This is a genomic window from Thauera sp. K11 (assembly GCF_002354895.1).
Taxonomy (GTDB): domain Bacteria; phylum Pseudomonadota; class Gammaproteobacteria; order Burkholderiales; family Rhodocyclaceae; genus Thauera; species Thauera sinica.
Map to the genome: position 1 here is coordinate 4044912 of NZ_CP023439.1, position 19251 is coordinate 4064162.

Sequence of the window (19251 nt, forward strand, 5' to 3'; positions counted from 1 at the left end):
CGCGCCATGCATGGCTGCGGATTGTGGCACGGCGGCGGGTACCGCGCCGCGCCCGTCATTTCAATATGCGCCGAGCCGCCTCAAGCATACTGACGCCCCTTCGGGGCAGCGAACGAAGTGAGCCTGGGGCCGTTTCACTTCAGGCGATCGCCACCGGCACCAGGAAGTCGTTGCTGATGCGGTCGCCGAGCTTGTTGATGCAGGCGAGGAACTTCTCCAGCGACTCGTGCAGGCCGACGGCGAAGATGTCGTCCATGCTGCCGTAGTGCAGGCTGGCATGCAGCGCGCCAGCCTTGCGGATCGTCTCGCACGAGCGCGCGTTGGCGACCTGGCCGAGGATGTCGACGACCTCGTCCAGGCAGGCGTGCAGCGAGCGCGGCATGGCGTCGTTGAGCATCAGCAGCTCGGCCACCTTGTGCGGCGTGATGACGTCGCGGTACACCTGCCGGTAGGTCTCGAACGCGGAAACCGAGCGCAGCAGCGAGCCCCACTGGTAGTAGTCGGTGGCACCCTGCGCGTCCTCGCCGGCGGGCATCAGGGCGTGGTACTTCACGTCGAGCAGGCGCGCGGTGTTGTCGGCGCGCTCGAGGAAGGTGCCCAGGCGCGCGAACTGGAAGGCGTCGTCGTGGAACATCGTCCCCACGGTGACGCCGCGCAGGAGGTGCGAGCGGAACTTCACCCATTCGAAGAAGGCGCCGAGATCCATCTCGTGCAGGCGCTCGGGCGTGAGGTCTCGGATCTCCAGCCAGGTGGCGTTGGTGGTCTCCCACATCTCGCCGGTGAGCTTGCCGCGCACCGCGTGCGCGTTCTCGCGCGCGGCGCGCAGGCAGTTCCACACGCTGGACAGGTTGTCGCGGTCCAGCAGCACGAACTCGATCACGTCGCGCGGGCTCAGCGGCCGGCCGGTGCGCGCGTAGGCGGCGGACAATTCGCTGATGTCGAGGATGGCGCGCCAGTTGCCGTGGTCGTCGCCGCCGGCGTGCGGCAGCATCGACATGCGGTAGGAGACGTCGATCATGCGCACGGTGTTCTCGGCGCGCTCGGTGTAGCGGGCCATCCAGTAGAGATGGTCGGCGGTGCGGCTCAGCATGGTCCTTTCCTCCGGTTCATCGATGGGATCGGGCGGGGATCTAGGCGCACGGCCTCAATCGACCACCCAGGTGTCCTTGGTGCCGCCCCCCTGCGACGAATTGACGACGAGCGAGCCTTCCTTCAGCGCCACCCGCGTCAGGCCGCCGGGCACCATGCGGATCTCCTTGCCGCCCGACAGCACGAAGGGACGCAGGTCGATGTGGCGCGGCGCGATGCCGGCCTCGACGAAGGTCGGGCAGGTCGACAGCGACAGCGTGGGCTGGGCGATGTATTTCTCCGGCGCGAGGAGGATGCGCCGGCGGAAATCCTCGATCTCGGCCCGGGTCGACGCCGGGCCGACCAGCATGCCGTAGCCGCCGGCGCCATGGACTTCCTTCACCACCAGTTCGGGCAGGTGGTCCAGCACGTAGGCGAGGTCGTCCTTCTCGCGCAGCATCCAGGTCGGCACGTTGTTGAGGACGGGCTCCTCGCCCAGGTAGAAGCGCACCATCTCCGGCACGTAGGGGTAGATCGACTTGTCGTCCGCCACGCCGGTGCCCACCGCGTTGGCCAGCGTCACGTGGCCGGCGCGGTAGGCGCGCATCAGGCCGGGCACGCCGAGCATGGAATCCGGACGGAAGGCGAGCGGATCGAGGAAGTCGTCGTCGATGCGGCGGTAGATCACGTCCACCCGCCGCGGCCCCTGGGTGGTGCGCATGTACAGCACGTCGTCCTGCACGAACATGTCCTGCCCTTCGACCAGTTCCACGCCCATCTGCTGGGCGAGGAAGCTGTGCTCGAAGTAGGCGCTGTTGTAGGCGCCCGGCGTCAGTACCACGACCGTGGGATCGATCACGCCGGCCGGCGCCACCGCGCGCAGCGTTTCCAGCAGCAGGTCGGGGTAGTGGTCGACCGGCTGCACGTGGTAGCGCGAGAAAAGGTCCGGAAAGAGCCGCATCATCATCTTGCGGTTCTCCAGCAGGTAGGACACGCCCGAGGGCACGCGCAGGTTGTCCTCGAGCACGAAGAACTCGCCGCGGCCGTCGGCGCCGGCGGCGCGCACCAGGTCGATGCCCGAGATCATCGAATACAGCCCGCCGGGCACGTCCACCCCCTTCATCTCGGGGCGGAACTGCGCGTTGTTGATGATCTGGTCGGCCGGGATGCGCCCGGCGCGCAGGATCTCCTGGCCGTGGTAGATGTCGGCGAGAAAGGCGTTGAGCGCGCGCACGCGCTGCGCCAGGCCGCGTTCGAGTTCGCGCCACTCGCGGCCCGGGATGATGCGCGGCAGCAGGTCGAACGGGATCAGCCGCTCCTTGCCGCCCTCGGCGCCATACACGTTGAAGGTGATGCCGACGCGATGGAAGGCGATGTCGGCCTCACTGCGCTTGCGGTCGATCAGCGCGCGCGGCACGTCGTCCAGCCACTCTGCATAGGATGTGTAGTGCGGACGCACGCTGCCGTCGGCGGTGTGCATCTCGTCGTAGGGCGCAGCCCCGGTGTTGGACGCTTCGGACATTTAGGAACTCCCCTTTCCGTGCATGTATGAGCAGAAAGCGTGCCAATGCCGTTCCTGCCCGGAATCCGGGTTTTGCGCCGGCGCACCGGGCTGGTGCGCACCATCTCGGTCATCCATGCCTCATTGCGGTGCATGTCCGCCGTCTCCGGCTTCGTCCGCGACCGGCATCACCGTGACCGCCACCTCCACGCTGTGGCCGCCGCCGCCCAGGATCACGCCGCGCAGCGGACAGACGTCGCCGTAGTCGCGCCCCCAGGCCAGCGTGATGTGGCCGGTGCCGGGCCGGACGTCGTTGGTCGGGTCCACTTCCACCCAGCCCAGGCCGGGGCACCACGCCGCCACCCAGGCGTGCGACGCATCGGCCCCGGCCAGCCGCGGCTGGCCGGGCGGCGGCTCGGTGAGCAGATAGCCCGACACGTAGCGCGCCGCCAGCCCGAGCGCGCGCAGGCAGGCGATCATCAGGTGCGAGAAGTCCTGGCACACGCCGCGGCGCCGGGCGAAGACCTCGGCCACCGGCGTGGCCACGCTGGTGGCAGACGGATCGAAGCTGAAATCGGCGTGCATGCGCGCCGACAGCGCCAGCAGCGCCTCGACCAGCGGGCGTCCGGGGGTGAAGCACTGAAGCGCGTAGTCGGCATAGCGCGCGGATTCGTCGCTGAACGGAACGAAGGCCGACGCGAAGCGGTACTGCCCGGCATCGCGCGCGTCGGCCTGCAGCGGCGCATGGCCCGACAGCCCGTCGCGCAGATGGTCGCGCGCCGCCTCCCACGGCGGCCCGGCCGCGGCCTGCGGCGGCGTCTCCGGCTCCACCAGCACGCGGGTGCGCGCATGCACCGCCAGCGTGTCGTGCGGCGCGTACAGGCCGAAGCCGGTGACCGGGTTGCCGAAGAAGTCGATGCGCTCGATGCGCCGCGTCGCGTCCGGCACGATGTCGAGGCTGTGCGACAGGCAGCGCTGGCCGGCGCACTCGCGCGGACGCAGGTGGGCGATCTGCTGCGACAGCAGCACGGCGCCGTCGTAGCGGTAGATGGTGTCGTGGTCGATGTCGTAGAGCGGCATGCCTTGGCCCTGTTCGCTCAAAGCGAGGCGGTCGCCTGGCTGCGGGCGTCGAGGTGGGTGAAGTAGCGCTGCGACAGGGCGTCCGCCAGCCGGTTGCCGCAGGCCCAGATGTCCCCCAGCACCGCGCGCAGCGGTTCGCACTGGCGCGCGGCCGGCACCTCGCCCGGCCCGGGCACCACCCAGGCGCACGACGACAGCGAGGCCAGCGCCTCGCGCTGCTGCCGCAGCGGCCGGGCGAAATCCTCGCCGTCGCGCAGCGCCGCCACGTGCTCGATCAGCGATTCGATCTGGTAGCGCAGGGCGCGCGGGTTGTCGCCGTCGAGCATCACCAGTTCGGCCACCGGCTGCGGTGCCAGCCCCCGCGCATGGCGGCTGCGGTAGCGCAATTCGGCATCGGTGACGGCAAGCAGCGCCTGCAGCCCGCCCGGCGCGGCGGCCGGCAGCAGCGCCGACAGCGCCGCGGCGAGGAACTGCAGGCGCTCGATGCGCCGTCCGATGGAGAGGAAACGCCAGCCCGCGTCGCGCGGCATGCTCTCCATGACGAAGCCCGACAGCGTGACGAGCGACAGCAGCGCCTCGTCCAGGCGGTCGAGGGCATCGCCCAGGCCGGCGGGGCCGCCCGGCGCGACGGTGAACTCGGACAGCCGGTTGTAGATGCGCCAACTGTCGGGCGACAGGCGGTCGCGCACCTGGCCGGCCAGGCGCAGCACCTGGCGCAGGTTGGCCGCCACCCCGCCGCCGCAGGCGGGATCGAACAGCGACCGTGCCAATCCCGCCGCCGGCGGCAGCGGGGCGTCCCGCCCGCGCCCGGACTCCGTGCCGGGCACCGCGACGCCGGCCTCGCCGCCGGCCGCCTCCGCGAGCGCGATGCCGGTGCGGCGGCACAGCCCGAGCAGGGCCGCCAGCGTCGGATCGCCGTCGCGGGCGGAGGCCGCCGCTCCGGCTTCGGGCGGCGGCGTGCCGGCCCCCTCGCGCGGCGGTGCGCCGGGGCCGCCCAGGCCGCTCAGCCGCGCCAGCGTCTCGCGCCCCAGCCGCGCCGCGGCATCGGCGCGCTCGCTGTAACGGCCCAGCCAGAAGAAGTTCTCCGCCACGCGGCTCGACAGGCTCAGTTGCCGCGGCCGCCGCTCCGGCGGCGCGATCTGGCCGGGCATGATGCGCGCCGCGGGCCGCTGCGGCGCCGGCGGGCTGAGCACCCAGGCATCCTTGCTGCCGCCGCCGTACTGCATCGACACGATGCGCATGTCGGCCCCGAAGGCGACGCGGGTGAGGCCGCCGGGCAGCGCGCGAAAGCCGTCCGGGCCGGCGGCGACGAACACGCGCAGGCCGATGTTGCGCGCCACCAGTCCGCCGGGCGCATCGTCGGCCGCCAGCACCGGCGCCTGGGAGATGTTGACCATCTCCTGCGCGACGAAATCGAACGGCCGCGCGGCGATGCGCGCCGCCACCGCCTCCAGCGCCTCCGCCGGCAGGTCGCGGCAGAACACCGGCCCCTCGCCCGCTGCGGGATAGGCCGGCTTCACCACCAGTTCGCGCAGATGCTTCAGCGCATAGTCGCAGGCGGCGGGCTCGCCGCACCACCAGGTGGCGACGGAGGGCATCTTCAGCTTCTGCCCGAGCAGGTGCTCGGCCAGCCGCGGCAGGTAGCCCAGCAGCGCCCCGGTTTCCAGGATGCCGCTGCCCAGCGCGTTGGCCACCGCGACGTTGCCAGCGCGCACCGCCGCCACCAGCCCGGCCACGCCCAGCGCCGAATCGTCGCGCAGCTCCAGCGGGTCGCACCAGATGTCGTCCACCCGGCGCAGGATCACATGCACCCGCCGCAGGCCGTCCAGCGTGCGCAGGAAGACCTTCTCGTCGCGCACCGTGAGGTCCTGCCCTTCCACCAGCGGGAAACCCATCTCGCGCGCGAGGAAGGCGTGCTCGAAGTAGGTTTCGTTGTAGGGGCCGGGGGTGAGCACGGCGATCAGCGCTTCTTCGTCGTCGTCCTGGGCGCCGGCCGGCGCCAGCGCCGCCAGGCTGTCGCGGAAGCCCTCGAAGAAGGGCACCAGCGGCTGCACGCCGGCGGCGCGGTACAGCTCGGGCAGCGCGCGCGCCACGACGCCGCGGTTCTCCAGCGCATAGCCGGCGCCGGACGGCGCCTGGGTGCGGTCGGCCACCACCCACCAGCGGCCGTCCGGCGAACGCGCCAGGTCGACCGCGTACAGGTGCAGGAACAGGTCGCCGGGCTGCCTCGTCCCCACCAGCGGGCGCAGGAAGCCGCTGTGGCCGTAGATCAGCGCCGGCGGGATGAGGCCCTGCTGCAGCAGCGTCTGCTCGCCGTAGAGGTCGGCGAGGATGCGGTTGAACAGGGTGGCGCGCTGGACGACGGCGGCCTCGATCTGCGCCCATTCCGCCGCCGGCAGGATGTAGGGCAGCAGGTCGAGTTCCCACGGCCGCTCGAAGCCGCGCGGGTCGGCATACACGTTGTAGGTGATGCCGTTCTCGTGGATCTGGCGGCGCAGCGCGGCTCGCCGCGCCGCCATCTCGGCCGGCGACATCGCCGCCAGGCCGTGGAAGAAGTCGCGCCAGTGCGGCCGCACCACCACCACGCTGCCGATGCGCTGGCACAGTTCGTCGTAGCGGTCGGGCCGCGCGGCATAGGTGGCGAGCAGCCCGGGCGGGCTCTGCAACTGGACCTGCATCGCGCTAGCCGCCCTGCCGGCGCAGGTCGAGGGTGAAGGGGAAGTCGGCGTTGCGCCCGACCGCCGGCGGCGCGATGCGGCCCGGCGTGTGGCCGGTGGTGGTGAAGCGCGCCAGGCGGCGGCCTTCCGCCTCATACGGGTTGACCGGATAGGTCTCGTAGTTGCGTCCGCCCGGATGCGCCACGTGATAGACGCAGCCGCCCATCGAACGCTGCATCCAGCCGTCGACCAGGTCGAACACAAGCGGCGCATGCACGCCGATGGTCGGATGCAGGCAGGACGGCGGCTGCCAGGCGCGGTAGCGCACGCCGGCGACGAACTCGCCCACCGTGCCGGTGGGCTGCAGCGGCACGGCGCGGCCGTTGCAGGCGAGCACGTGGCGGTCGTCGTTGAGCCCGCTCACCTTCACCTGCAGCCGCTCCACCGACGAATCCACGTAGCGCACCGTGCGGCCGGCCGCGCCTTCCTCGCCCATCACGTGCCACGGTTCGAGCGCCATGCGCAGTTCCACGTCGACGCCGCGCGCCGAGAATTCGCCGTATTTCGGAAAGCGGAACTCGAAATGCGGCGCAAACCAGTCGAACCCGAGCGGATAGCCGCACGCGCGCAGTTCGTCGATGACGTCGCGGAAGTCCTCGGCGACCCAGTGCGGCAGCAGGAAGCGGTCGTGCAGTTCGGTGCCCCAGCGCCGCAGGCGATCGGGCGCGTAGGGCTGCTGCCAGAAACGCGCGATCAGCGCGCGCAGCAGCAGTTGCTGCGCCAGGCTCATGCGCGCGTGCGGCGGCATCTCGAAGGCGCGCAGTTCCAGCAGGCCATGGCGGCCCGCCGGGCCGTCGGGGCTGTACAGCTTGTCGATGCAGAACTCGGCGCGGTGGGTGTTGCCGCTGGCGTCGATCAGGAGGTTGCGCAGCAGGCGGTCGATCAGCCACGGCGGCACGTCCTTGCCGGCCTCGGGAAACTGCTGGAAGGCGACCTCAAGTTCATGCACCGAATCGTGGCGCGCCTCGTCGACGCGCGGCGCCTGCGAGGTGGGGCCGATGAAGAGGCCCGAGAACAGGTAGGACAGGCTGGGGTGGTTGTGCCAGTAGCTCACCAGGCTGCGCAGCAGGTCCGGCCGGCGCAGGAAGGGCGAATCCGCCGTGGTGGCGCCGCCGAGCACGAAATGGTTGCCGCCGCCAGTGCCGGTGTGGCGGCCGTCGAGCATGAACTTCTCGGTCGACAGCCGCGACTGGTGAGCCTCTTCGTACAGCGTGGTGGTGCGCTCCACCAGTTCGTCCCAGCTCGCGGCGGGGTGGATGTTGACCTCGATGACGCCCGGGTCGGGGGTGATGCGGAAGTGGGACAGGCGCGGGTCGGACGGCGGCTCGTAGCCTTCCAGGACGACGGGCAGGGCGAACTCCGCGGCCGTCTCCTCCACCGCGGCGACGATCTCGAGGTAGTCCTCGAGCGCGGCGGTGGGCGGCATGAAGATGTGCAGCAGGCCGCCGCGCGGTTCGGCGCAGATCGCGCTGCGCGTGATCCAGCCGGCGGATTCGAAGGGCTGCGGCCTGCGCGTGGGGTCGGCCAGTTTTCCCGGCCCCGGCGCCGCTGCCGGCCCGCCTGCCGGGCCCTCGCCCGCCGCCGGATCCTGCGGGCCGTGGAAACCCGCGTGCCCGGCGCGGCCCGTGGTCCACGCGCCGCCATGCACCTCGCCGCCCAACCCGCTGTCCGCGCCGATGATGGCGCCGGTCGGGCGCAACTGCTGGCGCAGCTCGGCATGCCCCGGCAACGACGGGAAGGCTTGGTTCGGATCGGCATGGTGGATCCACGGATAGTCGCCCTTGCCGACCCACGGTTGCGATTCCAGCGGCAGGCGGTAGCCGATCGGGGAGTCGCCGGGGGTGAGGTACAGCCGCTCGGGACGCAGGAACCACGGTCCGCTCTGCCAGCGCTGCGGGCCGGCGTGGCTGCGCATGATCGGCAGCACGTGGCCGATGGCCTGCTTCAGGCCGCGGTCGAAGACCCTGGCCAGGCGCGCGCGTTCGAGCGGGTCGTCGACGCGCGAGTCGTGCGGGTCCACGTTGGCCGGCAGCCGGCGCTCGCGCCACAGGTAGTACCACGCGTCCTCGTAGGCGGGCACCATCCACTTCGCATCCACGCCCAGGCGCCTCGCGACGCGGGCGAGGAAGCGGCCGGCGGTCGCCTCGTCCACCCCGGTGCCCGACAGCTCGCGCGCGAGCAGGTCCGGGTTGCGCCAGATCGGCTCGCCGTCCTTGCGCCAGTAGCAGTTCAGCGACCAGCGCGGCAGTTGCTCGCCCGGATACCACTTGCCCTGGCCGAAATGCAGCAGGCCCTGCGGCGCATAGTGGTCCTTCAGGCGGAACATCAGGTTCTCGGCCAGCGTGCGCTTGCTCGGCATGGCGGCGTCGCGGTCGAGCGGATCGAGCGCGTCGCCGTTCCAGGCGGCGCCGTCGCGGTCGTCGAGCGACACGAAGGTGGGTTCGCCGCCCTGCGTCAGGCGCACGTCGAATGCCTCCAGGTCGCCGTCGATGCGGTGGCCGAGCGCCTCGATCTCCGCCCACTGCTCGTCGCCGTAGGGCTTGGTGACGCGCGGCGCCTCCCACACGCGCTCGACCTTCATGCGGTGCTCGAATTCGCACTCGCACTCGTCGGTGTAGCCGGTGATCGGCGCCGCGGAGGACGGCTCGGGCGAGCAGGCGAGCGGAATGTGGCCCTCGCCGGCGAACAGGCCCGAGGTCGGGTCCAGCCCGACCCAGCCGGCGCCGGGCAGATAGACCTCGCACCAGGCGTGCAGGTCGGTGAAGTCGACCTCGGTGCCGGAGGGGCCGTCGAGCGACTTCACGTCCGGCGTGAGTTGGATGAGGTAGCCGGACACGAAGCGCGCCGCCAGGCCGAGGTGGCGCAGCAACTGCACCAGCAGCCAGGCGGAATCGCGGCAGGAACCGCTTGCCAGCGCCAGCGTTTCCTCCGGCGTCTGCACGCCGGGCTCGAGGCGGACGAGGTATTCGATGTCCTGCTGCAGCCGCATGTTCAGATCGACCAGGAAATCGACGCTGGCCCTGGGCTCGAGCGGGACGGCGCCGAGGTAGTCGCGGAAGCGCGGGCCGATCTCGTCCAGCGGAATCGTGCGCAGGTAGGACTCGAGTTCGTCGCGCTGGTCGTCCTCGTAGGCGAAGGGGAACTTCTCGGCGGAGGGTTCGAGGAAGAAATCGAACGGGTTGATGACCGACATCTCGGCCACCAGGTCGACCTCGACCTTCAGCTCCCGGGTCGTTTCCGGGAAGACCAGGCGCGCCAGGTAGTTGGCCTGCGGGTCCTGCTGCCAGTTGATGAAGTGCCGGCCCGGTTCGACCGTCAGCGAATAGGCATGGATGGCGGTGCGGCAATGCGGCGCGGGACGCAGGCGCACGACCTGCGGCGACAGCGTGACCGGGCGGTCGTAGCGGTAATGGGTGATGTGGCTGAGCTTGACGTGGATAGACACGGGGCGCCTCGTTGTATCCGGATTGAGCTGCACATGACCACAGCAAGAAGCATGCAACTCGCCGTGCGGCGCGAACCCCGCAGCCCCGCACGCTTTTCGGGCCCGCCCGCGGACGGTCATGCACCTTCGTGGTGCATGACCGTCCGCGCATGCATCGGGATGGCACCCGCCGCCCACCCCGGCGAGGGAACCAGCCGCTACACTCCGGCATCCCATCGTCGTCCGTCTTCCTGCCCGCCACGCCCGCCGCATGCCACCGACGCCGCGCCCGGCCTCCGCCCTGCCGCGCAATCTCGCTCTCGCCTATGCGCTGCTGATCGCCTATGCCTGCCTGCATCCGCTTGCCGGCTGGAAGGCGAGCGGACTGCCGCTGTTCGACTTCATGCTGGCTCCGTGGCCGAAGTACTTCGTCTTCGCCGACCTGCTCTTCAACGTGCTGGGCTACCTGCCCTTCGGCTTCCTGCTGGCGGCCGCCCTGCCGGGCCGCTGGCCAGCCGGCCGCACCGTCGCGGTGGCGACGCTCGCCGCCGGCCTGCTGAGCCTGGGGCTGGAAACCGCGCAGAACTTCCTGCCCTCGCGCATCGCCAGCAACATCGACCTCGGCGGCAACATCCTGGGTGCGCTGCTGGGCGCGGTGCCCGGCGCGCGCTGGGGGCGGGCGCTGTTCGGCCGCCACGGCCGCGCCCGGCGGTGGCGCACGCAGCACGTCGTCGGCGGCCATACCGGCGATGCGGGGCTGGTACTGATCGGGCTGTGGCTGCTGAGCCAGCTCGGCGCGGCCGACCTGCTGTTTTCCAGCGGCGACGTGCGCAGCCTGCTCGGCATCGCCGCGCCGCTGCCTTTCAACGCCGAGCGCTTCATCGCCTTCGAGACCGCGCTGACCGCGCTGTCGGTGCTGGCGGTGGGGCTGTTCGCGCGCTGCATGATGCGCCACACGGCCATCTGGCCCATCGTGCTGGTGCTGCTGCTCGGCATCGGCGCCAAGACGCTGGCCACCGCCACCTTCTTCGTGCCCGGCGCGCCGCTGGCCTGGCTCACGCCGGGCGCGGGGCGCGGCCTGCTGCTGGGCAGCGCCTTGCTGGCCGGCGCACTGCTGCTGCCGCGCGTGCTGCAGCACGCGCTGGCGGGCATGACGCTGCTGGCCAGCACCGCGCTGGTCAACCTGCTGCCGGAGAACCCCTACCTGGCATACGACCAGCGCCTGACCAACTTCAGCAACTTCCTGAACTTCCACGGCCTGACGCAGCTCACCGACAGCCTGTGGCCCTTCCTCGCGCTGGCCTACCTGTCCGCGCTGGGCCTGTGGCACGGCGAGCACCTGGACGACAGCCCGGATCGGCGCGAGCGCCGTCTATAATTCGCAGCACCGAATCGAATGCAGCCGCCACGCCGCAGCGGATGCGGGCATGGCCGACCGTGCCCGCATCCGGCCCGGTGCAGGCGGCGGCGAACCTTCCCCACACCGACCGCAGCGCGGCCGGCACAGCCTTTCCATGGCCGGCGCCGCGCGCACCGAGACCCGCGATGAGCTATTTCGAACACCACGTCTTCTTCTGCTGCAACCAGCGCCAGAACGGCGAGAGCTGCTGCAACGACCATGGCGCCAGCGCGCTGCAGACCTATGCCAAGGAGCGCACCGCCGAACTCGGCCTGAAGGGCGAGGGTCGCGTGCGCATCAACAAGGCCGGCTGCCTGGGGCGCTGCGACGACGGCCCGGTGATCGTCGTGTATCCCGACGACGTCTGGTACACCTACGTGGACAAGGAGGACATCGACGAGATCATCGACAGCCACCTCGTGGCCGGACGCATCGTCGAGCGCCTGCGCCTGCCGGGAGACGCGGCATGAGCCGTCCGCTGCCCACCGAGTCCGCCCTGCTGCGCGGCCACGCCGGCAACATCGAGGTGCTCATCGACGCCCCCGAGCTGGTGCGCGGCGTCGCGCTGGTCTGCCATCCGCACCCGCTGTTCGGCGGCGCCAACACCAACAAGGTGGCGCACACGCTGGCGCGCAGCTTCCGCGACCTCGGCTATGCCGCGATCCGGCCCAATTTCCGCGGCGTCGGCAAGAGCGAGGGCGAACACGACCTCGGCAACGGCGAGACCGAGGACATGCTGTCGGTCATCAGTTGGGCGCAGTCGCGCTGGGGCACGTCGCCGCTAGCGCTGGCCGGCTTCTCCTTCGGCGGCTTCGTGCAGACGCAGGTGGCGAACCGCCTGGCGGACGGCATCGCGCCGCCGCAGCAACTGGTGCTGGTGGGCGTGGCGACCGGCAGCGCGGCCGACGGCGAGCGCCACTACGATACGCCGCCGGTCCCCGCTTCCATCCCGACGCTGGTGATCCACGGCGAGAACGACGACACCGTGGCGCTCGCCAACGTGCTCGACTGGGCGCGCCCGCAGGAGCTGCCGGTGACGGTGGTCCCCGGCGCGGACCATTTCTTCCACGGCCGCCTGCACGTGATCCGCGACGTCATCGCGCGCAACGTCCCACCGCTGGCCTGAACCCGCCCGCCGCCCGGCCCAGGAGTCCGCATGAAGCTCGTCGCCTCGCTCACCAGCCCCTACGCGCGCAAGATCCGGGTGATCCTCGCCGAGAAGGGGCTGCCCTTCGAACTCGTCGTCGATTCGCCGTGGGAAGCCGGCACCCGCGTGCCGACGGTCAATCCGCTCGGCAAGGTGCCGGCGCTGGTCACCGACGGCGGCGAAGTCTTCTTCGACTCGCCCGTCATCGCCGGCTACCTGGAAACGCTGGGCGCCGGTCCGCGGCTGCTGCCCGCCGACGCGCTGGCCGCCGTGCGCGTGCGCCAGCACGAAGCGCTGGCCGACGGCATCACCGACGCGGCGGTCGCCGCCCTGCTCGAATCGCGCCGCCCGGACGGCGAGCGCAGCGAGCGGGAGATCGCGCGCCAACTGGAAAAGGTCGACCGCGCGCTGGCCGAACTGGAGCGCCGCGCCGCCGGCCGGACGTGGCTCGACGGCGCCGACATGCACCTGGGCGACGTCGCCGCCGGCTGCGCGCTGGGCTACCTCGACCTGCGCTTCCCCCGGATCGACTGGCGCGGCCGCCATCCGGCGCTGGCCGCGCTGGCGGAACGGCTGTTCGCGCGCGCCAGCTTCGCCGGCACCATGCCGCCGGCGGCCTGAGCACGGCGGCCGAGGAGAATCGTCCGTGTTCGAATCCATGATGCACGCCGCCTTCTGGCTGTCGGTACTGCAGATCATCGCCATCGACATCCTGCTGGGCGGCGACAACGCGGTGGTCATCGCGCTGGCCTGCCGCAAGCTGCCCGAGCACCAGCGCAACAAGGGCATCGCCTGGGGCGTGGTGGGGGCCATCGCGCTGCGCGTGGTGCTGATCTTCTTCGCGCTGCAGTTGCTCGAGCTGCCCTTCCTGAAGGTGGTCGGCGCGCTGCTGCTGCTGTGGATCGGCGTCAAGCTGATGCAGCCGGAGGAAGGCGACGGCCACGGCGACGTCGAAGGCAGCACCCACCTGCTGGGGGCGATCAGGACCATCGTCGTCGCCGACGCGGTGATGAGCCTGGACAACGTCATCGCGGTGGCGGGGGCGGCGAAGGGCGACCTGGGCCTGGTGGTGTTCGGCATCGTCATCAGCATCCCCATCATCGTGTGGGGCAGCAAGTTCGTGCTCAGGCTGATGGACCGCTTCCCGGTCGTCATCACGCTGGGCGCCGCGCTGCTGGGCTGGATCGCCGGCGGCATGGTGGTGGGCGACGTCACGCTCAGGCCGCTGCTGCAGGGCTCGCCGTCCTGGCTGCACTACGTGACCTCGGCGGCAGGCGCGGTGTTCGTGGTCGGCCTGGGCCACTGGCTGGCCCGGCGCGCGCTGCGCAAGGCGGCGCCCGTCGTCGAACTGCCGCTCGACGGTGCGCCGCAGACCACGGGCGACAAATGAGGAGGGGCGCATGATGAAGATACTCATCCCGGTCGATGGCTCGGACAACGCCGGCCGTGCCGTGCTGCAGGCACTGGAGATGCGGGAGCAGGCGCCCGATCTCGACATCCACCTGCTCAGCGTGCAGATCCCGATCGACGGGCATGCGAGCAGCTTCGTCAGCGCCGAGGCGCTGGCGGACTACCATCGCGAGGAGGGCCTGGCCGCGCTGGCCGGCGCGCGCCGCACGCTGGAGGCCGCCGGCGCGCCCTACGCGCACCACATCGCCGTCGGCCATGTGGCGGACACCATCGTGCGCTACGCGCAGGAACACGGCTTCGACCTCATCCTGATGGGTTCGCACGGACGCACCGGCCTGCTGCACCTGCTGATGGGTTCGGTGGCGCGGGAGGTGTCCAGCCGCTCGAAGGTGCCGGTGACGCTGGTCAAGCCCGCGCCGCCGCGAGCCTGAGCGCCCGCACGCGGGTCGACCCCGACTGTTGCGGCGGGGATGCCATCGGCTACATTGGGAAGATCGGACCGCGGCGCCTCGCCGTGCGGGACCGGCCCGACGCACAAGGGAAGGAGACAACATCATGGCAGAACTCGACAAGGAGGCCGTGGTCGGCGTCCTGAACCGGATACTCGAGGCGGAACTGGCCGGCGTGGTGCGCTACACGCACTATTCCTTCCTCGTCTTCGGCTTCGGCCGCATCCCCATCGTGTCCTGGCTCAACGCCCAGGCCGACGAGTCGCTGCTCCATGCGCGCCAGGTCGGCGAATGGATCACCACGCTGGGCGCCTATCCTTCGCTGGGCATCGGGCCGCTGCTGGACTCCCACCAGCACGACGTGGGCGCCATCCTGCGCGAATCGCTGGAGGCCGAGAGCAAGGCGCTGGACCTGTACCGCGAGTTGCTGGTCCTGGTCGAAGGCTGTTCGGTGGCGCTGGAGGAATTCTCGCGCCAGATGATCCACGCCGAGGAACTGCACCTCGCCGACGTCGACAAGATGCTGCGCAAGCCCGGCGACCTGCAGGCTTTCGCGCCGCGCACGGTCTAGCAGCCGCAGGACGGGCAGAGCGGCCACTGCGCCTGCTCCGGACGCCGTTCCGCCGCAGGAACGCCGCGCACCGAAGGAGAGCGCTCCGGCAGCCGCGCCGCCCGCGCTCCCGCCGCGGCCACTTGATCCAGATCGGCGCACGCGGGCGCACCGTCCGCGATAATGTCGCTCCCCCTGCCGACGGAAGCGACATGACCGACGTCCTGATCGTCCTCACCAACCTGCCCGACGAAGCCGCCGCGCACGCACTCGCCGAGCGCCTGGTCCGCGAGCGGCGGGCCGCCTGCGTGAACGTCCTCGCGCCGTGCCGGTCGGTCTACCGGTGGCAGGGCGCGGTCGAGCACGCACAGGAAACACCGCTGCTGATCAAGACCACGCGCACGGGCTATGCGGCGCTCGAAGCCGCGATCCTCGCCCACCATCCCTACGAACTTCCCGAGATCGTCGCGGTCCCTGTGCAGCAGGGTTTCGCGCCCTATCTCGCCTGGGTGGCGGGCGAGGTCGAACCCGGCCCCCGGACGCCGCCCGCCGCCCAGACCCCACCCGCCTTGCCCAAGACCTGACGATGCACCGCCTGCCCATCCTGCTCGCCCTGCTGGCGAGCCTGCTGTTCCAGCTCTGCACCGCGGCACGCGCCGCCGACCCGATCGAACCCGAGAAGGCTTTCGCCATGCGCGCCCAGGCGCTCGACGCGGAAACGGTCGAGGTCGTGTTCTCGGTGGCGAAGGGCTACTACCTCTACGGCGACAAGTTCCGCTACGAGGCCGAACCGGCCGGGATCACGCTGGGCGCACCGCAGAAGCCCGCCGGCAAGCTCAAGCAGGATGAATTCTTCGGCGAGGTCGAGACCCACCGCGGCGAGTTGCGCGTGCTGCTGCCGGTGAGCGCGCCGGCCGGCGTCGACCGCTTCGAGCTGCTCGTCACCAGCCAGGGCTGCTGGGACGGCGGCATCTGCTACCCGCCCACGCCGCAGAAGGCATCCATCGACCTGACGGCTCCGCCCGCCAAGGGTGGCGGCCTCTTCGCCGGCCTGATCGGCGGCAGCGGAACCGGCAGCGGGGCGCAAAGCACCGCCCCTGCCGCGCCCCCGGCCGCCGCAGCCCCGCCGCCCGCAGAAGCCGACGCCGCAGCCGGCGAAGCCGCCGGCGACGAGAGCGGCCGCATCGCCGGCCTGCTGCAGGGCGCCAGCGTGCCGCTGATCCTGCTGAGCTTCTTCGGCTTCGGCCTGCTGCTGTCCTTCACCCCCTGCACCTTCCCGATGATCCCCATCCTGTCGGGCATCATCGTCGGCCACGGCCACAGGGTCTCGCACTCCCGCGCCTTCCTGCTGTCGCTCGCCTACGTGCTGGGCATGGCGGTGACCTACGCGCTGGCGGGCGTCGCCGCCGGCATGACCGGCACGCTGCTGTCGGCGGCGCTGCAGAACGTGTGGGTGCTGTCGGCCTTCGCGCTGGTGTTCGTGCTGCTGTCGCTGTCGATGTTCGGCCTCTACGAGCTGCAGTTGCCGAGCACGCTGCAGAGCCGGCTCGCCACCACCGCGAGCCACGAAAAGGGCGGCCACCTCGGCGGCGTGGCGGCGATGGGGGTGCTGTCGGCCCTCATCGTCGGCCCCTGCGTGGCGGCGCCGCTGGCCGGCGCCCTGCTCTACATCGCCCGCACCGGCGATGCGGTGCTGGGGGGCTGGGCGCTGTTCGCGATGGGCCTGGGCATGGGCGCGCCGCTGCTGGCGGTGGGCGTGGCGTCGCGTTCGCTGCTGCCCAGGGTCGGACCGTGGATGGAAGGCGTCAAGAAAGCCTTCGGCGTGCTGCTGCTGGCGGTCGCGCTGTGGATGATGGGCCCGGTGATCCCGCCGCTGGCGACGATGCTGGGCTGGACCGCGCTGCTGGTGTTCTCCGGCATCTTCCTGCATGCGATCGACCCGCTGCCGCCGCAGGCCAAGGGCTGGCAGCGCTTCTGGAAGGGCGTGGGCGTGGTGCTGCTGATCTCGGGCGCAGCGATGCTGGTGGGTGCGCTGGCCGGCTCGCGCGATCCGCTGCAGCCGCTCGCCGTGCTGCGCGCGGAAGCCTCGGCGCCGCAGGCGGTGCCGCGGTTCGAGAAGGTGGCCACGGTCGCCGAACTCGACGCACGCCTGGCGAGCGCCGGCCGGCCGGTGATGCTGGACTTCTACGCCGACTGGTGCGTGTCGTGCAAGGAGATGGAGCGCTACACCTTCAGCGACCCGCAAGTGGCCGGCCGCATGGACCGCATGCTGCTGCTGAAGGCCGACGTCACCGCCAACACCGACGAGCACAAGGCGCTGCTCAAGCGCTTCGGCCTGTTCGGCCCGCCGGGCATCATCTTCTTCGACGCGCAGGGGCAGGAGCGCGGCGGCCTGCGCGTGGTCGGCTACATGAAGTCCGGACCCTTCGCCACGGTGCTGGACCGGGCGCTGTAGCACCGGGGGGGGGGGGTTGGGCGTACGTGCCCTCGCCTGGGATGCCTGGGGCGCTCGTAATCCGGTCCGGCGGCGGGGGATGCGCTCCGCGTTCTGCGCAACTCGACCTCGCTGCGCTCGGGACTCGGACAGTGCTCGCCCGCTCCGCGCATCCCCCGCCGCCGGACCTGCCGCGTTGCGTGCTGAAGCGCCGCGAACCGCCGCGCCGGGAACTGCCGCACTGATCGTCCCGAAACGCCGCGTATCCGGTCAGTGCAGGCGTTTTCCCCTACAATCCGCACTTTCCCTTACGCCTCGAAGTCTTTCATGTTCTCCGGCATCGTCGCGGCCGTCGGCCGCATCGAACACATCGAGCCGCTCACCGACGGCGTGCGCCTCACCATCGACACCAACGGGCTGGACCTGTCCGACGTCGTCATCGGCGACAGCATCGCCCACAGCGGCGTGTGCCTCACCGTGGTCGGGATGGACGGCCCCAGGCTGAAGTACGACGTCTCGCGCGAAACGCTGAACTGCACGGTGGGCCTGGAGGCCGTCGGCAACGAGGTCAATCTGGAAAAGGCGCTGCGCCTGGCCGACCGCCTCGGCGGCCACCTGGTCACCGGCCATGTGGATGGCGTGGGCGAGGTGCTGAGGTTCGAGCCGGTCGGCGAGAGCCACGAACTCGTGGTCCGTGCGCCGGCGGAGATCGCCGGCTACGTCGCCAAGAAGGGATCGATCACCGTGAATGGCGTCAGCCTGACGGTGAATCGCGTCGGGGGCCGCGATTTCTCGGTCAACCTGATCCCGCACACGGTGGCGATGACCAACCTGAAGCATCTCGCGCCCGGCGGGCGCGTCAATCTGGAAATCGACCTCATCGCCCGCTACGTCGAGCGCATGCTCGCCTGGCGCAGCCAAGAGGCCCCGCACAACGCGTGAGCGAACGCATCGCCGGAACGCCAACAAAGGAAACAGCATGAGCGCACTTGCGCCGATCACCGACATCATCGCCGACATCAAGGCCGGCAGGATGGTCATCCTGGTGGACGAGGAGGACCGTGAGAACGAGGGCGACCTCGTCATGGCGGCCGAGTTCGTCACGCCCGAGGCGATCAACTTCATGGCCCGCTACGGCCGCGGCCTCATCTGCCTGACGCTCACCGACGAGCGCTGCCGCCAGCTCGGCCTGCAGCAGATGGTGCGCGACAACCGCACGCCGCACGGCACCGCCTTCACCGTGTCGATCGAGGCCGCCACCGGCGTCACCACCGGCATCTCGGCGCACGACCGCGCGCGCACCGTGCAGGTGGCCGTCGCCCGCCACGCCAGGCCGGAAGACATCGTCACCCCGGGCCACATCTTCCCGCTCACCGCGCAGAAGGGCGGCGTGCTGATCCGCGCCGGCCACACCGAGGCCGGCTGCGACCTCGCCCAGCTCGCCGGCCTGGAGCCCGCCGCGGTGATCTGCGAGATCCTCAAGGACGACGGCACCATGGCGCGCCTGCCCGACCTCGTCGAGTTCGGCAGGGAGCACGGCCTGAAGATCGGCGCCATCCGCGACCTGATCGAATACCGCGCCGCCACCGAGCACCTGATCGAGAAAGTCGCGGAAAAGGAAGTCGACACCGCCCATGGCCTCTTCCGGCTGTCGGCATTCGAGGACAAGACCTCGGGCGACGTGCATTTCGCGCTGTCGCACGGCGACATCAGCCCCGAGCGCGAGACGCTGGTGCGGGTGCATGAGCCGATCTCGGTGATCGATTTCCTCGACCCGTCCAGCGCGGGCCACAGCTTTCCGGTGAATGTCTCGCTCGCCACGCTGGCGGCGGCCGAGGCCGGCGTCATGGTGCTGCTGTACCGCCCGCAGTCCGGTCGCGAACTGCTCGCCGGCCTCAACCGCACGCAGGATCGCCCGACGAAATGGGACGCCCGCCTGTTCGGCGTCGGCGCACAGATCCTGCGCAGCCTGAACGTCGGCAGGATGCGGCTGCTCGCCAGCCCGCGCAAGATCCGCAGCATGGCCGGCTTCGGCCTCGAAATCACCGGCTTCGTCGACAAGGACTGAGATA

16 protein-coding genes are annotated in these 19251 nt (G+C 71.0%); 11 read left to right on the forward strand and 5 right to left on the reverse strand.

Annotation, left to right across the window (positions count from 1 at the left end):
* Positions 1-139: 139 nt before the first annotated feature.
* The 5 genes from CCZ27_RS17680 to CCZ27_RS17700 all read right to left on the reverse strand — a co-directional run bounded on the left by CCZ27_RS17680 (position 140) and on the right by CCZ27_RS17700 (position 9811).
* A complete protein-coding gene (locus CCZ27_RS17680; protein ID WP_096450400.1) occupies positions 140-1090 on the reverse strand; it encodes an alpha-E domain-containing protein in 951 nt (316 codons plus the stop codon).
* 54 nt (positions 1091-1144) lie between these two features.
* Positions 1145-2590: a circularly permuted type 2 ATP-grasp protein gene (locus tag CCZ27_RS17685; protein WP_232516457.1), complete on the reverse strand. Its 1446-nt coding sequence runs from the start codon at positions 2588-2590 to the stop codon at positions 1145-1147.
* 120 nt (positions 2591-2710) lie between these two features.
* On the reverse strand, positions 2711-3649 hold the full coding sequence (locus tag CCZ27_RS17690) for a transglutaminase family protein (RefSeq protein ID WP_096450402.1): 939 nt from the start codon (positions 3647-3649) through the stop codon (positions 2711-2713).
* Positions 3650-3666: 17 nt separating this feature from the next.
* Positions 3667-6327, reverse strand: coding sequence for a circularly permuted type 2 ATP-grasp protein (locus CCZ27_RS17695; protein WP_096450404.1), 2661 nt, complete (start codon positions 6325-6327; stop codon positions 3667-3669).
* 4 nt (positions 6328-6331) lie between these two features.
* Positions 6332-9811 (reverse strand): transglutaminase family protein, encoded by a 3480-nt coding sequence (locus tag CCZ27_RS17700; RefSeq protein WP_096450406.1) that lies wholly within the window; start codon positions 9809-9811, stop codon positions 6332-6334.
* A gap of 250 nt (positions 9812-10061) precedes the next feature.
* Here CCZ27_RS17700 and CCZ27_RS17705 point away from each other — a divergent pair, with 250 nt between their 5' ends.
* From CCZ27_RS17705 to ribBA, 11 genes are all read left to right on the forward strand, one after another.
* Positions 10062-11168, forward strand: coding sequence for a VanZ family protein (locus CCZ27_RS17705; RefSeq protein WP_096450408.1), 1107 nt, complete (start codon positions 10062-10064; stop codon positions 11166-11168).
* A 167-nt stretch (positions 11169-11335) separates the two neighbouring features.
* Entirely contained in the window at positions 11336-11659 is a 324-nt protein-coding gene (locus CCZ27_RS17710) for a (2Fe-2S) ferredoxin domain-containing protein (RefSeq protein ID WP_096452748.1), read from the forward strand.
* Positions 11656-12315 (forward strand): alpha/beta hydrolase, encoded by a 660-nt coding sequence (locus CCZ27_RS17715; RefSeq protein ID WP_096450410.1) that lies wholly within the window; start codon positions 11656-11658, stop codon positions 12313-12315. Before CCZ27_RS17710 ends, CCZ27_RS17715 begins: the two co-directional genes overlap by 4 nt.
* Before the next feature lie 30 nt (positions 12316-12345).
* On the forward strand, positions 12346-12957 hold the full coding sequence (locus tag CCZ27_RS17720) for a glutathione S-transferase (RefSeq protein WP_096450412.1): 612 nt from the start codon (positions 12346-12348) through the stop codon (positions 12955-12957).
* Between the two features lie 25 nt (positions 12958-12982).
* Positions 12983-13726, forward strand: coding sequence for a TerC family protein (locus CCZ27_RS17725; RefSeq protein ID WP_198363168.1), 744 nt, complete (start codon positions 12983-12985; stop codon positions 13724-13726).
* 10 nt (positions 13727-13736) lie between these two features.
* Positions 13737-14177, forward strand: coding sequence for a universal stress protein (locus tag CCZ27_RS17730; RefSeq protein ID WP_096450414.1), 441 nt, complete (start codon positions 13737-13739; stop codon positions 14175-14177).
* A gap of 124 nt (positions 14178-14301) precedes the next feature.
* Positions 14302-14766, forward strand: a complete 465-nt coding sequence (locus CCZ27_RS17735; protein ID WP_096450416.1) for a ferritin-like domain-containing protein — start codon at positions 14302-14304, stop codon at positions 14764-14766.
* A gap of 191 nt (positions 14767-14957) precedes the next feature.
* Entirely contained in the window at positions 14958-15329 is a 372-nt protein-coding gene (gene cutA / locus CCZ27_RS17740; RefSeq protein ID WP_096450418.1) for a divalent-cation tolerance protein CutA, read from the forward strand.
* A gap of 2 nt (positions 15330-15331) precedes the next feature.
* Positions 15332-17200 (forward strand): protein-disulfide reductase DsbD, encoded by a 1869-nt coding sequence (dsbD, locus tag CCZ27_RS17745; RefSeq protein ID WP_096450420.1) that lies wholly within the window; start codon positions 15332-15334, stop codon positions 17198-17200.
* 306 nt (positions 17201-17506) lie between these two features.
* Positions 17507-18121 carry a riboflavin synthase gene (locus tag CCZ27_RS17750; RefSeq protein WP_096450422.1) on the forward strand — a complete coding sequence of 205 codons (615 nt, stop codon included), beginning with the start codon at positions 17507-17509 and terminating at the stop codon, positions 18119-18121.
* Positions 18122-18158: 37 nt separating this feature from the next.
* On the forward strand, positions 18159-19247 hold the full coding sequence (gene ribBA, locus CCZ27_RS17755; RefSeq protein ID WP_096450424.1) for a bifunctional 3,4-dihydroxy-2-butanone-4-phosphate synthase/GTP cyclohydrolase II: 1089 nt from the start codon (positions 18159-18161) through the stop codon (positions 19245-19247).
* Positions 19248-19251 lie beyond the last annotated feature (4 nt).

Bases quoted from the DNA above. Each gene is read 5' to 3' on its own strand.
- ribBA (WP_096450424.1), top strand. From the start codon at position 18,159: ATGAGCGCACTTGCGCCGATCACCGACATCATCGCCGACATCAAGGCC.
- CCZ27_RS17690 (WP_096450402.1), bottom strand. From the start codon at position 3,649: ATGCCGCTCTACGACATCGACCACGACACCATCTACCGCTACGACGGC.
- CCZ27_RS17710 (WP_096452748.1), top strand. From the start codon at position 11,336: ATGAGCTATTTCGAACACCACGTCTTCTTCTGCTGCAACCAGCGCCAG.
- CCZ27_RS17750 (WP_096450422.1), top strand. From the start codon at position 17,507: ATGTTCTCCGGCATCGTCGCGGCCGTCGGCCGCATCGAACACATCGAG.
- CCZ27_RS17735 (WP_096450416.1), top strand. From the start codon at position 14,302: ATGGCAGAACTCGACAAGGAGGCCGTGGTCGGCGTCCTGAACCGGATA.
- CCZ27_RS17720 (WP_096450412.1), top strand. From the start codon at position 12,346: ATGAAGCTCGTCGCCTCGCTCACCAGCCCCTACGCGCGCAAGATCCGG.
- CCZ27_RS17730 (WP_096450414.1), top strand. From the start codon at position 13,737: ATGATGAAGATACTCATCCCGGTCGATGGCTCGGACAACGCCGGCCGT.
- dsbD (WP_096450420.1), top strand. From the start codon at position 15,332: ATGCACCGCCTGCCCATCCTGCTCGCCCTGCTGGCGAGCCTGCTGTTC.
- CCZ27_RS17715 (WP_096450410.1), top strand. From the start codon at position 11,656: ATGAGCCGTCCGCTGCCCACCGAGTCCGCCCTGCTGCGCGGCCACGCC.
- CCZ27_RS17695 (WP_096450404.1), bottom strand. From the start codon at position 6,327: ATGCAGGTCCAGTTGCAGAGCCCGCCCGGGCTGCTCGCCACCTATGCC.
- cutA (WP_096450418.1), top strand. From the start codon at position 14,958: ATGACCGACGTCCTGATCGTCCTCACCAACCTGCCCGACGAAGCCGCC.
- CCZ27_RS17705 (WP_096450408.1), top strand. From the start codon at position 10,062: ATGCCACCGACGCCGCGCCCGGCCTCCGCCCTGCCGCGCAATCTCGCT.
- CCZ27_RS17680 (WP_096450400.1), bottom strand. From the start codon at position 1,090: ATGCTGAGCCGCACCGCCGACCATCTCTACTGGATGGCCCGCTACACC.
- CCZ27_RS17685 (WP_232516457.1), bottom strand. From the start codon at position 2,590: ATGTCCGAAGCGTCCAACACCGGGGCTGCGCCCTACGACGAGATGCAC.